Raw genomic sequence first — 15167 nt, 5'->3', positions numbered from 1 at the left:
ACAGGATTATTCTTTTCAACCTATATATTCCACCAGTACGTCCATTTAATAGTTAGCTGGCGGTTTTTAACTGTAAATGGTGATGGGATAGAATTGTCGCCGTAAACAATAAAAAAGTCTGAAGCAGGTTTGTAGCGCCATTGCAGGCGGCTGTTTATATTCATGTTTCTGGCCTGCTCATTATATTGTACAAAGGTGGTAAAGTACAAGGTATTGGTAAAGGTAACATCTGCCCGCGGGCCAATAAGCCAGAACTTGTTACGCCCATATGGTTGCGGCAAACGCAAATCGCTGTATGATAAGTTAAGCATCAGGTTTACATAGGGCTGAAAGCGGTAACCCACCTGGCCGGTTAGGCTAAGGCGGTTGCCATTGTCATAATATCCGCCACGCAAAACATCAAACAGGTAAGTAAATACACTTTGCGGTTTCGATGCATATTGCACATCAACGGTGTTCCAATGGTTTTCGGTACCGGTGGCCAGGTTTATCTTGCCGTTATTGGTAGGGTCAAACGGGCGAAGCAGCCTTACATAAGTATCTAACCCGGAAACGGTGATAGTGCTGCGGTTGCGGAAAGTGATCAGGTAGCTCAGGATGCTTTCGTTATCGGTACGTTTAAAGTGCTCATCAAAAAAATAAGTACTGGAGAGCTGCACCCCATGCGACAATACCACGCCCGATTTTGGGAAAAAGTTATGCTGTACCAGCGGACTGATCTTGTTATAACCCACTCTTGGCACATAACCTACTTCGGCATTGTAATTTTTGCCAACATATTGTTGCTGAAGGGCAAATGTCCAGTATTTACTTAGGTATTGCAGGTTACCGGCTTCTACAAAGTCGTGCCCGTTTACGCCGGGTGTGAATGATTTTAACCCCAAAAACTTGCCGGTCCATAAGTTGTTTGATGATGCCAGGTTATATTCCATCCCAAAATTACGGTTATAACCGGGTGTTGTGTTACCTGCAGACGGGGCGCTGCCTGTAGCATCTTTATTAATAAACATAAAGGCAATGTTTGATCTGGAGAACACACGCCGCTGGAGCGTTACCACACCAAAATTTTGCCCGGGCAAATTATCTGTACCCGACTGGCCCGTTTGCACATCCATAACCCCTACCCGCCAGTTCTTGTCAATCTTACCCGTCATCCGCGTACCGAAACGAATGGGCGCATTAAGCCCTATCCTGCGCGAAAAGAACGGACGGATATCGGCATAGCCAAAATTGGAAAAGAGGTCACCGTTTTCCAGAAAAAACTGCCGCTTTTCCGGGAAAAACAGTTCATATCTGTTCAGATTTATTACCTGCTGATCTACATCAACCTGCGAAAAATCGGGGTTCACGGTCATATCCAAATTGAGCGATGAGGTGAGCGCTACCTTAACATCGCCCCCAATATCTTTACGGTAAGAAGCCTTTGTCCCGTTCTGAAAATCTTTAGTAACACCGCCCAACACATATGGTATTACCGATACGTTACTGCTGGCCACGGGTGGTTCCTCGTCCCAAACTATAGTACCCGTATAAGCCAGCGCGGCTGTAGGAAACTGCCGCGGCACAGGTGCCCAGCTTGATTTTTCTGTGGTGATCAGATCATTCCGGCTAAAATTTATCCCCCACTCACGGATGCCCTTTTTATAACGGATACTTTTAAAAGGGATGGCCGCCTCAAATACCCACCTATCCGGGTAGTTTTTTACTGCCGAATACCATTTATTATCCCAGCTCAGGTCAACCTTGCCGCCTTCATACATAGTGCCATCCCATTGGGCCCCGGCCGCGTTTGCGCCAAAGCTAAAGCCATCTGTACGGGCATCAAAGGGGTCCATAAAAAGCAAAAAGTTATCATTCTTTTGAAAGGCAAAATCGCGTTTAAGCGATTCAACCATATACGGCCCCGGTGTTGGTGTATAGCATACCGCAATAAGGTACAGGTTGTTGTTATCATAACTCATCCTTACGGTTGTACGCACCTTGGCAAAGCTGGTATCCATAGGCAAGGTCATGAAAAAGTTAGCAGCCGAATCGGCATTTAGCCAGTCGGCCTCATCCATTAAACCATCTATTTTTATGGGCGATGTTGCCCGCCTTATATGGAGCTTGTAATTAGCGTTCTTTTTTTGCCCGGATACATAAGTGTTAAACATGCAAAGGCATAACAGCAGTAAGATAAATTTTCCTGTAGACAACTTGGTATGGATAATTGGTTGTGAGATAATACCACCGCTAATGTGTTAACGGTACACAATAATATAAATATTAAATTAAAATTTATTACCATGCAGCTGCAATTAATCCAATTTTTAAAGCCATTGCAATATTGTTACATTGCACAACCAAAAACACATTTACTATGAAACCATTTTTGTTCCTGCTGGTAATGTTTACAACAGCTAACTGCTTTGCGCAAGACGCGAAATTTATGCAGGAAAGGCCGGTAACCTTTAAAAACCCAAAAGCGCTATCCTTACCAAAAGGGTATTCGCAGGCCGCCGAAATTGATATGGGCAACAGCCGGATGATCATTATGGCAGGCCAGGTAGCCTTAGATAAAGCAGGCAATTTGGTAGGTAAAGGCGACCTTGCCAAACAAGCAAACCAATGTTTCATTAACATAAAACACATTGTTGAAGATGCGGGCGGCACCATGAATAACATAGTAAAGCTAAATTATTATATAAAAGATGTATCAAAAGTGCAGTTGCTGCGCGATATTAGAGATAAATACATCAACACAAAAACGCCACCCACAAGCACACTGGTTGAGGTGAGTAAACTGTTTAGAGACGATATTTTACTGGAGATAGAGGCTACAGCGGTTATACCAAAGAAGAAGTAATATGGAAAACAATTTGCAGCAGCTTTATGGCAATATTGATATTTACCTGTTTGATCAATTACTAAAAGGCCGTTTTGAAGATTGCCGGAAAGTACTCGATGTAGGGTGCGGCAGCGGCCGAAACCTCACTTACTTTCTGCAAAATGGGTATGATGTTTATGGCATTGACCCAAACCCGGAGGCTGTAGCCCAGGTTCAGTCGCTGGCTGAGGCGCTTGCGGAAGGTAATATTCCTGCCGGGAATTTTACCGTGGCCAATGCCGAGGACCTGCCTTTTGAAGATAACACCTTCGACCTGGCAATTTGCAGCGCCGTACTCCATTTTGCCGAAGACAGCAATCATTTTGATGCGATGCTCCGTTCCATATGGCGGGTGTTGAAACCCGGAGGGCATTTATTTACCCGGCTGGCATCTGATATTGGCATTGAAAATTTGGTGATCCCTTTAAAAAATAGTCGCTATGCCCTGCCCGATGGCTCCGAGCGCTTTTTGGTGAATGAGCAGATATTAATGGAATATACTGATGTATTAGGCGGCGAGCTTTTTGAGCCAATAAAAACTACCAACGTGCAAAATTTAAGATGCATGACCACCTGGTGCGTAAGGAAATTACACGTACCTGAATCATCGCCAGTTGGACGAACGCTGGTAATTTAATCCCCCTCTCCTTTAGAGGGGGCCGGGCTGAGGCTTTTATTTCAACCCCGACAAGTCACCTTCTAAATCTTTATCCCAGTTGCCCGTTTTAGCGGCAGCATTATAGGTTGATTGTAAAAATTGCCTTAAAGTTTCTTCGGGGTTGGCTGATTGCTGCACAACCTCGTACGTTAAAAAGTACTCACCCATTTCATTGCTGTAAAATGCTTCGGGCGGGCTTACTTCCTGCTTGCCAAAATCATCCGGCGTAGGGTAACAGTATGAATAAAATGCAGGCTGAGGAAACTGCTCGCTACCCGGCCAAAAACCACAGGAACTAACCTCATGCGAATAGGCCTCCTGCATAACGGCTACAGGTATATTTGGCGCACCACCCGGGTGCTTTGGCGCAGGCCTTCCCGAGAAACGGGTAACCGCCAGATCAAACGCTCCCCAAAAGAAATGTACCGGGCTGCACTTACCTAAAAAGCCGGCCCTAAAATCAGTAAACACATTATGTATGCGAATGAGTGCCAGCCAAATGGTGTGCATAGCATCGGCATTGTAGGTACACGGCGCGGTGTTATCCTCAAAAGGTATAGCAGGATCAACCTCATTTGGCACAGGGTAAATTTCAACATCTATGCCGGCTGCTTTAAGGTTGCCATTTAGCTCGTTATAAAACGCGGCAATAGTTTCGGCACCTAAAGCCGATGAAATCTTTGCGCCTGTACTGGTGGTTATATGCAGCTGGTGGTTTATAAAGTCAAGATCAATCTGGAACACACCGCCTTCATAGGGGATGCTGCCGGTTGTTAAGCCTGTTGCACTCACATACAAGGTAACATGCCAGGAGTGGTTTATCCAGGGTGTTTTCTTTAGCCTAACCTTGCCTATCATCTGCGTCCACATGTGCACGGTGGCAATGGTATCTTTCAGGTAGTGGTAGTCCAGCTTGGGCCAGTTGTTAATGGTTTGATCGCTCATATTATAAAGATAAGCAAATGAGTTAGAAATGTGTTTTAGTCCGAATTGTCATTTTTCACACTTGTTAAAAGTGACGGTTATTTATGCCCTACAAAAAAAGCGATGAGCTTTTTAGGCCCATCGCTTCCGAAACTATTCACTTAAATTAGACGTCGCGGGTAGATTCGAACTACCGTTAAAGGTTTTGCAGACCTATACCTATCCTCTCGGCCACGCGACTTTATCTTTCAGCCGTTATTTGTTGGGCTGTGGCGTTAACCTTAAATAAGGTCTCACCTCTGTAAATCCTTTAGGGAACTTAGCAGGAATATCTTCTGTTTTTATAGATGGCAACACTACTACCTCTTCGCCGTCTTTCCAATCGGCAGGGGTAGCAACACTGTGGTAAGCGGTTAGCTGTAATGAATCAATTACCCTTAAAATTTCCTGGAAGTTTCTGCCGGTTGATGCAGGGTAGCTAATGATCAGCTTTATTTTTTTATCGGGACCAATTACAAACAACGAACGAACGGTGGCGGTTAATGAAGCATTGGGGTGGATCATATCATAAGCCTCAGAGATCTCGCGGTTTTCATCACCAATTATGGGAAAGTTAACCTCTACACCCTGCGTTTCGTTAATATCATTTATCCAGCCTTTGTGAGATTCCACACTATCCGTACTCAAGGCAATCACCTTTACATTGCGTTTATCAAACTCCTCTTTAAGTGATGCGGTTTTACCCAGCTCAGTGGTACAAACCGGTGTATAATCTGCCGGGTGCGAAAACAGCACTCCCCAGCTGTCGCCCAGGTATTCGTAAAAATCAATTTCACCCTGTGATGTCTTTGCTTTAAAGTTTGGGGCATCATCGCCAATTCGTAAGCTCATAATTTTAAGTTTTTAAATGTTTTTAAATATATAATTGCACAGTATAAAGCTATGCAATTGCAAACATCATTTCAATATTGATACCCGGGAAAGCTTTTTATGGAGCTTCTTTTTAGCGGTAATTAAAACAACGTATTTATGTTTTATCAGTACTTATCCGTAAAAAGAAGCAAAGAGAAAATGTTTTAAGCAAAACACTCTATTTCTTTTAAATCAGCTTATCTGTCTCCGCATATTGCGAAGCAGGAATTAGCACCTTTTACAAGCGTTTAAGCCGGTACAGGTTGCTAAGACATCATAGGGCCTTTCCCTCCGTCTTTCTGGATAAGTATATTTAAAGAACGATTAACAGCACAAAAGTATATATTAATTCTATAATTCCTATAGACTTTATAATATTTTTTATTTTAAGATTATAATTGACTGAAAAACAAGGAGAAAAATTTAGAATAGAAGTCTGCCAATTGCGAACTTTACACATGTCACTGCGAGGCTTATGCAGGGGTAAGTGCATTGGAAAGCCGTGGCAATCTCGTAGCGGGACAAGCCTATGCATTGGCTACGAGATTATTAATGGGTTTTATTCCCCTTTACGGAATTAATGAGCTCCCTTCGGTCGGTTGTCCGCGTCGCTACGCTCCTCGCAATGACACGGTTATATATTATCAAGCATCGCACCTACTTTTCTATCAGGAGATTGCTTCGTACCTCGCAATGACGCCTGAGGGAAATTAATGAGACATTTGAGATATTATAGTACTATTTACGGCTTGTGGGTTACAGTAAGATTGGCAAACTCACCATCAGAATTGTTGCCTACCCATAATCCAAGCTTGCCGGTTTTTGTGGTGCTGAGCATTTTCACTTCGAGGCTGGCCTCAGGGTTACCATTTACAAACACCCTCACCTGGGGGTATTCTACCACAATTTTAGCATGGAACCACTCATCTGCCTTTGGTGCCGGTTCTATTGCCTTTTCGTACTGGCCATTGTACTTTTCACGTAAAATTTCCCAATCGTAATTTGGCAGCGATTCGTACTGTACGGCGTGTATTTTCCGCACCGGGTCTGCGGCTCTAAAATTGAACGGCCTAAAATAAATTACGTCCTCTGTAGGGGCTACATCCGTTCCGTGGAAAGCAACCCCAACAAAACTTTGCTGCAGCACGTCCTTACCTTTTATATCAAGCTCAATAACCCCGTTTGAGAATGTTACACCGTTTAACCAGGCCACACCATCATTTTCGCGGGCAGTAAGTTTAACTCCTGTTTTACCGGCTATTTGCAAAGGGCTTGCTTCACGGTTTTGTACATCGAGTTGTTTATTGGCCAGCATTTGCTGCAGATCATACTTAACTGTTTTTTGCTGTGCGGAAGCAGTTAAAATACCTAAAGCTATAATTAAACAGCTTGCAACTAAATTTTTCATAATTATTTACCGTTTAGTTTTTTGATCAACGCTACTTCTTCGGGCTTATAAGGTTTCCCGTCCTTGCGAAAAATATCATGAAACCATAGTTTCGGTTCCGAGCCATCAGGTATTGGGTTGTCCCAGGCGTAAATAGTATTTGTTTTACCCATTACAAAACCCCAGTTAAGTGCGCCAACGTTTTCCTGTTTCAGCATAGGCATAATATTTTCAAAACGACTGCCACGTGTGCGGGCCATGTATTCGGTACATATTAATGGTTTACCGTGTGTTTTTAGCAGTTGAATAGTTTTCTGATGCGATTTCTCGTCGGTGTAATCGTGGTAGGTTACAATATCTGAATTTAGCGCCTGGAAGGCATTCAGCTTTTCAAAACTCCAATCCCACAAACCTGCAGATATGGGCTGATCCGGGTTAACCGTACGTGCCCAGCTAAAGATCTGCTTGAGCAAACCTATTGATTTATCTTTTTTGGCGCTATTACCGGGCTCGTTGTACAGATCCCACAGCAGGATGCGCTTATCATGCTTAAAGCTGGTCATAACATCTTTAACATAAGCCTCCAGCATGGCGGTTTCACCAGGTTTTGATTCCCTGTTACCGGGATCCTGCAACCAGCCCGAGTTATGGATGCCTGTTTTTGGCGCCGGTTGCAAACCAATTTTGGCATTAGCGTTCCAGCAATCGTCAAAAAACACAAACATGGTTTGTATATGGTGTTTATTGGAGATAGTAAGATATTGGTCAATCCGTTTTTTGAAGCCCGCTTTATCCTGTTGCCATGCAAGGCTGTATAAAAACACTCTCATAGTGTTAAAACCAATACTTTCGGCGTAGCCTAATTCTTTATCTATAGTGGCAGGGTCAAACGTACCGGCCTGCCACATTTCCAACTGATTAATTGCTGTGCTTGGAATAAAATCGGCACCTGTCATCCATTTATGCTGTGCATACCATGTATTCGCTTTAGCTGCCGACCACACTTTGCCAACAGCTGCTTTTTGCGCGAACGTATTAGTCGTTAAAGAAGCCGTTAGTAAAACTACCGCAAGTAATTTAAAGAATTGGTTTTTCATGGTTGATAATTGGTAAAGTAAAGATAACAAACTTTAAATATGCAGACTAAATTTACTCCATAAGCAAAAAAAGTATTGATCAGAATTACCTGAACAATACTTTTTATACAATTTCCTGATTATTACTTTAAAACCCTTTTACTCGATATAGCTTTCCAATATCTTGAAGCCTGACGTTGTTTTTAGCTCTATTTTATCTATAGTTTTTGGCAGCAGTATGCACTCTCCCATTTTTACCGGGTAAGCAAGGTTGTTATGCTTAATAGTGTATTCGCCGGCTACGCAAACATGTATCACAAATGAATCAAGGGCCGAGTAATCCTTTTCGGTGCCGTGGGTAAAATCCATTATATTGGTAGTAAAGTACGGGCATTTCACCAGCTCAACATCCTCATCTTTTTTAGGCTGATATTTGGTTTTATATTCCGGGTAGTGTTTGTAGTCGATAGCTGCAAGGGCTTCTTCTGTATGCAGTTCGCGTTTGTTGCCTTTATCATCCACACGGTCAAAATCATAAATGCGATAGGTAATATCTGATGTCTGCTGAATTTCGGCTATCAATAAACCTTTACCAATGGTGTGCACACGGCCTGCAGGTAAAAAGAAAACATCTCCTGCTTTAACATCTTCCCTATTCAGGATATCCATTATATGGCTGCTGTTTAAGGCTTCAACATATTCTTTTTCATTCATTTCGCGGTTAAACCCGGCAATAAGGGAAGAACCCGGATCTGCCTCTATAACATACCACATTTCGGTTTTACCAAAAGAGTTGTGGCGTTTTTTTGCCAGTTCATCATTTGGGTGTACCTGTACGCTCAGGTCGTCATTAGCATCAATAAATTTGATCAGTAAAGGAAAAATATTACCGAAATGCTCATACACTTTTTTACCTACCAATTCATCTTTAAACTGCTCCAGGAGGTTAGCCAGCGACTGACCTTTCAGTTCACCACTTTCAACAACCGAAACATCAGATTTTACGCCCGATATTTCCCAGGTTTCACCGCAGTTAGGCAAGTCGCCAATATTTTTATGCAGGTAGGTCTCAATTTTGTGGCCGCCCCAAATCTTGTCTTTGAATATGGTTTTAAATTTTAATGGATATAATGATGACATGGTAGTATATTCTTGTTTACGGGGCTAAGTTATTAGTTAATTATTAAAATGATTGTGAAAAGTTAATATTATGTTTGGTTAATAATCATACATCATTCAATGAAGAAGGCGGTCCTTATTATCATAATACTCTTCAGTATATCATCCTGTAAATGGGACAACAAAAACAGTTCCGTTTGGACACAGGAGTACGAGTTAAAGTTGACGAGGGAAATTAACGACGCGATAAGTGAACGGTTACCTGATGATGATAAACGACAAAAACTTGTTGCTTTTATTATTAAGCGATTAAAAGAAGAGTTGCCAAAAGGCGTAGAATCTGTATCAAAAGATAGCCTGCAAATATTGAGCGAAAAAATAGGTAAGGAATATGGTTATGCCAATACTAACAATGATAGCGGCATAGTGCCAAAGCTTGTACCATGGACACCGGCAATTGAGGAAACCATCCACGAAGTTTTGTTAAAAGACGTAAAAGAAACGGATAAAAACGAGAGCGAGCTTTTATTTAAATGCGTAATTGCTAAATTGAAAAAAACCAATCCCGACTCAGTGATGATACCTATTTCACACGAAACCACACAATCAGTCGCCAAAGATTGTTTCTTTGAAGTTGGCAGTGGCAACAAATAAAAAAAGGCCTGTAAATACAGGCCTTTTTAAAATATACTCGGATAAAATTACTTACCCAATTTTACTTTTAAGTTTTCGTTTATAGCTTCCAAAAACTCTTCGGTATACAGGTAATCTGTACCATGTTCTACTTTTGGTTTTATGGTAATGGCCAAATCTTTGGTCATCTTTCCGCTTTCAACTGTCTCAATACAAACTTCCTCTAAAGCTTTGCAAAAGTTTACCAGTTCCTGGTTGTTATCTAATATACCACGGAATTCTAAACCGCGTGTCCATGCAAAAATTGATGCGATTGGGTTAGTTGATGTTGGGCGGCCGGCCTGGTGCTCGCGGTAGTGGCGGGTAACCGTACCATGGGCTGCTTCAGCTTCCATTACGGTGCCATCAGGAGTAACCAATGTTGAGGTCATTAAACCTAATGAACCAAAACCTTGCGCTACGGTGTCGCTTTGTACGTCGCCATCGTAGTTTTTACAAGCCCAAACAAAGTTACCGTTCCACTTAAGGGCCGATGCAACCATGTCATCAATTAAGCGGTGCTCATAAGTGATACCGGCTTCAGTAAATTTAGCTTTATACTCTTGTTGATAAATTTCTTCAAAAATATCTTTAAAACGGCCATCGTATTTTTTCAGGATGGTGTTTTTGGTTGATAAGTATAAAGGCCAGCCTTTCATTAATGCCTGGTTAAAACAAGCATGGGCAAATCCTTTTATAGATTCATCTGTATTATACATAGCAAGCGCTACGCCATCACCTTTAAAGTTATATACTTCAAATGATTGCTCCGCACCGCCATCTTCCGGGGTGAAAGTAACGGTTAGTTTACCTTTGCCTTTGGTAACAAAATCAGTTGCGCGGTACTGATCGCCAAAAGCATGACGGCCAATACATATAGGGGCTGTCCAGTTTGGCACCAAACGCGGAACGTTTGCCATAACTATAGGTTCGCGGAAAACGGTACCATCTAATATATTACGGATGGTTCCGTTTGGTGAACGCCACATTTGTTTAAGGCCAAACTCTTCTACACGCTGCTCATCAGGTGTAATGGTGGCACATTTAATACCTACGCCATATTTTAAAATAGCATGGGCAGCATCAATTGTAACCTGGTCATCTGTTTCATCGCGATACTCGATACCCAGATCATAATATTTTATATCCAGTTCAAGATACGGGGTTATCAGTTTATCTTTTATAAATTTCCAGATGATGCGTGTCATTTCATCACCATCCAGTTCAACTACCGGGTTTTCTACTTTAATTTTTGACATACCTCTTTTTATGGTTATTTTCTGTTTTAACGGTTTCAAACTTACATAAAATTTTATTTCAAAAATTTTACCCCGCAACATTAAATAAAATATTTCACGAATACGTTTGCATTACGCCCTTACCTGCAATTTGTTATTGTTAATTCCCCTAAACAATTAATTTAAGCGTATTATTGCTTTTTAAAAGTTTGATGCTATTTTTATAGAAATTTAATTACCGGTTATTATCCGCAGTACCCTCACATATGATAAAGTTGCTTTTTAAAACAACACTCTTCACACTGTTGCTATGCTTGGTTACTTTGTTATCAAAGGCACAAATTGGATATGACTATGCACAATATGATATTGGTTTTGGTGGCGGCATCAGCCGGGTTTACGGCGATGCCGAAACTGCAAAAAACACACCATATGGGCTGGTTAATTTTACTTATAACCACACCCCGTATGTTAATTACATTGTAGAGGCGCAAGGCGGTATTTTAGAAGGTGGCAGCGGGGCAACATTATCTGGCAGGTATTTCAGAAATGTGTACAAAGCAATCACTTTTAGAGGACAGCTACAAGCCGGTGAGTTTATTAATTACTCGGGCAGCAGGGTCTTTAATGCCTTAAAAAATATTTATGCATCCGCAGGTTTTGGATATATAATTAACGATATCAGATCAATAAACCGCACCTCGTTTGTATTGCCTGATTACACTACCCCCGGCGAAATTGATGCCCATGAACTTTTCCTCCCTGTAAAACTTGGCTACGAGTTTAAAGTTTTTAACCGTTATGATGAACCCTCTTTCAAGGTAGATATTGGTGCCCAGTACAACTATGATTTTGGCGATAACCTGGATGGTTTTGATGCCGGCCTCAGTAAGGATAAATTTATACAATATAACATAACCCTAAAATTTGCCATCGGTGGTGTTACATCATACCGCAAAAAAATAGCTTATTAAGTTTAGTTAAATTTATAACTCCGGTTGTTTTTGGCAGGGTTTTTAATGTATATAACATAAAAACTAAAACCTATGATACCCGAAGATTACAACCCGGAATTTAGTGTTGACCCTGAAGATTTGAACAACACATCAGATGATGAATTAAACGAGACTGGCGATAGTGAAAATTTGAATTACGATGAAACTATCAATAGCTACGAATACGATGTAAAGAGTGATAACCCTGATTATGATCACCCGGACCCATATGATACAACTGTAAAAGATGGCGAAGACATGAACTCCACCTATGACGAGGCCAACCCATACGATGTAAACGGTGAGTATGATGCCAACCGTTCAATAGAAACAGATGTTGATACACTGGGAATGCATATAGATAGCGGAAAAATTGTTGGAGTTAACCCAAGGGACGCCGCTTTGGCACACACTAAAGAAGATGACCGCGACGACCTTGATGAAGAAGGTTATCCTAAAAACGATACACCTTTGAAAAAATAAAATAGGAGGATAATAATCCGCCTATTTTTTATATCTAATCAAACTCCAGATTAAATCTGTTTTTCAGATCAATTAGCTGTGGGTTTTTGGCTGCCATGTACTGAAACTTTTCGGCGGCAGTATAGGGTTTACGTACGGTGGTTGTTTCCTCTACCCTGGCATTTACCTCAATGTTAAAGTTCTTTAAACTGGTACGTAAAAAATTAAGCAGGTAAGGGCGCTCATCCCTAAAAGCCATTTCCTGAATTTTGTTGGATACCAATACCTCAAAATTTTCAGGGCCTAATACTAACGGTGTAATAGCGGTAAAAATGGTATATAACGTTGCCGGTTTACCATCCGCTTTTAACTTTGCGCCGTGATTAGTCCACAGTTGTAAAAACTCATCAATTGTAAAGGGCTGTTTATCATTACCTTTCAAGTACGGATCTTCTTCTTCTAAAGCAGCCTCTTCAAGCTTTTTTGTCAGATCTTTTAATGACGGTATTTTAACCGATGTAGTTGTAGAATGTACATTGGCTATAAACGGCTTTGGCTTTTCGGATGGCGGTGCTTCTATTGATTCTGCAACCGGGGTTATATTAGTTTCAGGCGCAGGTTCTTTTACAGGCGGCGTTCTGTTATAAATAACCGGGGCATCCCTCACTACCGATACCTCATCTTTTACAGGATCAGGAGCAACATTTACTGCGGAATCAGGTTTTTTTTTTAACTCCCCGTTTGGGGCAGCAGCTTGTTCAGGTAACGGTGCGGATGCTATATTAAACACCGACTGCAAATGGCTCATCTTTAACAAGGCCAATTCTACCTGTAAGCGCTGGTTCTTACTTAGCTTATAACTGATATCGCACTGGTTGGCAATATTCATGGCCGATAACAGGAACGATACACTTGCCGCCTGCGATTGCTGCAGGTACCGGGCTTTTATACTCTCGCTAACTTCCAGCAGTTTTATGGTTGATACATCTTTACTCACCAGCAAATTACGGAAATGCTCTGAAAGGCCCGATATAAAGTGTGCCCCGTCAAACCCCTTTGAAAGGATCTCATCAAACAACAGCAGTGTTTGGGCGCTGTCTTCGCCTAACAATTTATCGGTTATACTAAAGTAGTAATCGTAATCAAGTATGTTAAGGTTATCAATAACCGACCGGTAGGTAACGTTACCGGCAGAGAAGCTCACTATCTGGTCAAACATAGAGAGCGCGTCGCGCAGGCCTCCATCTGCCTTCTGGGCTATAATATGTAGGCCGTCGGGCTCATAAGTAATACTTTCTTTTTGGGCGATGTTTGCCAGGTGCCCGGCCATATCATCCACACGGATGCGGTTAAAATCAAAGATCTGGCAACGGGATAATATGGTTGGCAGTATCTTATGCTTCTCGGTGGTAGCCAGTATAAATATAGCGTAGTTAGGTGGTTCCTCCAGCGTTTTCAGGAAAGCATTAAATGCCGCCTGCGATAGCATGTGTACCTCATCAATAATATATATCTTGTAACGTGCCGCTTGCGGCGGTATGCGCACCTGCTCTATCAGGCTGCGGATATCATCAACAGAATTGTTTGATGCCGCATCCAGTTCATGCACGTTAAAGGAGTTACCATTTTGGAAAGAAAGGCAGCTGTCGCACTCGCCGCAGGCCTCGCCATTTGGTTGTAAATTGGTACAGTTAATGGTTTTTGCCAGGATACGGGCACAGGTGGTTTTACCTACTCCACGCGGCCCGCAGAATAAAAACGCCTGTGCCAGCTGATTATTTTTAATAGCGTTTTTTAACGTATTAGTTATATGTTGCTGGCCAACAACGGTTTCAAAGGTTGCCGGGCGATATTTACGTGCTGAAACAATGAAATTATCCACAGGTATAAAGGTAGCAAGAAATGCTTTAACTTAAAACCTCAAATAATGATTGTGAGTAAATTCAAATAGCCACCTATAACTGATCACCATTAGGCATATGGTCATCTTCTTCCGGATCGGGCTCACCTAAATCGTCATCAACCTGTATCTCATGCAAATCGTTACGTGATTCTGTCTGATCGTCAAAATCTTCATCCTCTTCATCATTCCAGTCGCCGTCCACAGGCTCATCATCTTAGCCCGGGCCCTGCAAAAACAGGGTGTCATACTTAAAAACTGAATGGTCTGTACTTTGGTACCTGCTTTCAGAAAACTCCATAATTGTTAATTTTTATTAAAACTACAATTTATAGCAGTTACATGTTTTAAAATGCAGCACATTTAATATAATATAAACATACGCTTAACAAAGCATTGGTTTAGCTATAAAGCTATTTGACTTTTCAAATATTCTTGCTACATTTGCAGCCCCGTAATAGCGGGTAATTAATTAAAAATCAAATAATAATGCAACAGTACGAAATCGTGATCGTTCTAACCCCGTTGTTATCAGATGAAACTGCTAAAGAGGCAATTGCCAAATACAGCAAAGTTTTAACTGATGGCGGAGCCGAAATTGTCCAGGAGGATAATTGGGGTTTGAGAAAATTAGCGTACCCTATTCAAAAGAAAACTACAGGGTACTATCACTTAACTGAATTCAAGGCTCCGGGTGATTTAATTAACAAACTGGAAGTTGAATTAAGGCGCGATGAGCGTGTTTTGCGCTTCCTAACCATTGCTTTGGATAAACATGCCATTGCTTACAATGACAAAAAACGCAGCGGTGCTTTTAACAAGAAACCTGCGGCTAAAGTGGAGGAAAACAACTAATGGCAAACGACCAAATTAAATACGTTACCGCTCCAAAAGTGGAGGATAACCGTAAAAAATACTGCCGTTTCAAAAAGAATGGTATTAAGTATATCGATTACAA

General features: G+C 41.5%; 15 protein-coding genes, 1 tRNA gene, 1 pseudogene and 1 riboswitch. Of the genes and pseudogenes, 7 read left to right on the top strand and 10 right to left on the bottom strand.

Annotated features, from left to right (window positions below; genetic code table 11):
- Positions 1 to 20: 20 nt before the first annotated feature.
- Complete coding sequence (locus tag WC743_RS25315) at positions 21 to 2153, bottom strand: DUF5916 domain-containing protein (protein WP_373016342.1); 2133 nt, start codon at positions 2151 to 2153, stop codon at positions 21 to 23.
- A gap of 206 nt (positions 2154 to 2359) precedes the next feature.
- On the opposite strand from WC743_RS25315, the gene WC743_RS25310 reads away from it, so the two are divergent.
- Complete coding sequence (locus WC743_RS25310; RefSeq protein ID WP_373016341.1) at positions 2360 to 2845, top strand: RidA family protein; 486 nt, start codon at positions 2360 to 2362, stop codon at positions 2843 to 2845.
- Between the two features lies 1 nt (position 2846).
- The gene (locus tag WC743_RS25305; protein ID WP_373016340.1) at positions 2847 to 3503 is read left to right on the top strand and encodes a class I SAM-dependent methyltransferase; all 657 of its coding nucleotides are present in this window, start codon (positions 2847 to 2849) and stop codon (positions 3501 to 3503) included.
- A gap of 36 nt (positions 3504 to 3539) precedes the next feature.
- Here the strand turns inward: WC743_RS25305 and WC743_RS25300 are convergent, their stop codons facing one another.
- The 6 genes from WC743_RS25300 to WC743_RS25275 all read right to left on the bottom strand — a co-directional run bounded on the left by WC743_RS25300 (position 3540) and on the right by WC743_RS25275 (position 8963).
- Positions 3540 to 4469, bottom strand: coding sequence for a DUF5996 family protein (locus WC743_RS25300; protein WP_373016339.1), 930 nt, complete (start codon positions 4467 to 4469; stop codon positions 3540 to 3542).
- 149 nt (positions 4470 to 4618) lie between these two features.
- A tRNA-Cys gene (locus WC743_RS25295) sits at positions 4619 to 4689 on the bottom strand.
- 14 nt (positions 4690 to 4703) lie between these two features.
- Positions 4704 to 5339: a peroxiredoxin gene (locus WC743_RS25290; RefSeq protein ID WP_373016338.1), complete on the bottom strand. Its 636-nt coding sequence runs from the start codon at positions 5337 to 5339 to the stop codon at positions 4704 to 4706.
- Positions 5340 to 5554: 215 nt separating this feature from the next.
- A riboswitch (SAM riboswitch) is annotated at positions 5555 to 5670 on the bottom strand.
- 432 nt (positions 5671 to 6102) lie between these two features.
- Entirely contained in the window at positions 6103 to 6768 is a 666-nt protein-coding gene (locus tag WC743_RS25285; protein ID WP_373016337.1) for a family 16 glycoside hydrolase, read from the bottom strand.
- 2 nt (positions 6769 to 6770) lie between these two features.
- Entirely contained in the window at positions 6771 to 7844 is a 1074-nt protein-coding gene (locus WC743_RS25280; RefSeq protein ID WP_373016336.1) for a glycoside hydrolase family 2 TIM barrel-domain containing protein, read from the bottom strand.
- 138 nt (positions 7845 to 7982) lie between these two features.
- Entirely contained in the window at positions 7983 to 8963 is a 981-nt protein-coding gene (locus WC743_RS25275; protein WP_373016335.1) for a type I phosphomannose isomerase catalytic subunit, read from the bottom strand.
- A 99-nt stretch (positions 8964 to 9062) separates the two neighbouring features.
- Here WC743_RS25275 and WC743_RS25270 point away from each other — a divergent pair, with 99 nt between their 5' ends.
- A complete protein-coding gene (locus WC743_RS25270) occupies positions 9063 to 9596 on the top strand; it encodes a hypothetical protein (RefSeq protein WP_373016334.1) in 534 nt (177 codons plus the stop codon).
- 47 nt (positions 9597 to 9643) lie between these two features.
- On the opposite strand, the gene WC743_RS25265 is transcribed toward WC743_RS25270, so the two are convergent.
- The gene (locus tag WC743_RS25265) at positions 9644 to 10873 is read right to left on the bottom strand and encodes an NADP-dependent isocitrate dehydrogenase (protein WP_373016333.1); all 1230 of its coding nucleotides are present in this window, start codon (positions 10871 to 10873) and stop codon (positions 9644 to 9646) included.
- 245 nt (positions 10874 to 11118) lie between these two features.
- Between WC743_RS25265 and WC743_RS25260 the strand changes: the two genes are divergently transcribed.
- Both WC743_RS25260 and WC743_RS25255 read left to right on the top strand, forming a co-directional pair.
- Positions 11119 to 11826, top strand: a complete 708-nt coding sequence (locus WC743_RS25260; protein WP_373016332.1) for a hypothetical protein — start codon at positions 11119 to 11121, stop codon at positions 11824 to 11826.
- A gap of 72 nt (positions 11827 to 11898) precedes the next feature.
- On the top strand, positions 11899 to 12330 hold the full coding sequence (locus WC743_RS25255) for a hypothetical protein (protein ID WP_373016331.1): 432 nt from the start codon (positions 11899 to 11901) through the stop codon (positions 12328 to 12330).
- Between the two features lie 34 nt (positions 12331 to 12364).
- Here WC743_RS25255 and WC743_RS25250 read toward each other — a convergent pair whose 3' ends face one another.
- Together WC743_RS25250 and WC743_RS25245 are read right to left on the bottom strand one after the other, a co-directional pair.
- Entirely contained in the window at positions 12365 to 14191 is a 1827-nt protein-coding gene (locus WC743_RS25250) for a DNA polymerase III subunit gamma/tau (RefSeq protein WP_373016330.1), read from the bottom strand.
- A gap of 73 nt (positions 14192 to 14264) precedes the next feature.
- Complete coding sequence (locus tag WC743_RS25245) at positions 14265 to 14414, bottom strand: hypothetical protein (RefSeq protein WP_373016329.1); 150 nt, start codon at positions 14412 to 14414, stop codon at positions 14265 to 14267.
- Between the two features lie 284 nt (positions 14415 to 14698).
- Between WC743_RS25245 and rpsF the strand changes: the two genes are divergently transcribed.
- Positions 14699 to 15064, top strand: a complete 366-nt coding sequence (gene rpsF, locus WC743_RS25240) for a 30S ribosomal protein S6 (RefSeq protein WP_162429306.1) — start codon at positions 14699 to 14701, stop codon at positions 15062 to 15064.
- Positions 15064 to 15167, top strand: a pseudogene (locus WC743_RS25235) (30S ribosomal protein S18); the annotation flags it as partial. The gene rpsF and the pseudogene WC743_RS25235, both read left to right, overlap by 1 nt.

The organism is Mucilaginibacter sp. (assembly GCF_041660805.1).
Classification (GTDB): domain Bacteria; phylum Bacteroidota; class Bacteroidia; order Sphingobacteriales; family Sphingobacteriaceae; genus Mucilaginibacter.
This window is presented reverse-complemented; position numbering and strand designations above follow the sequence as displayed.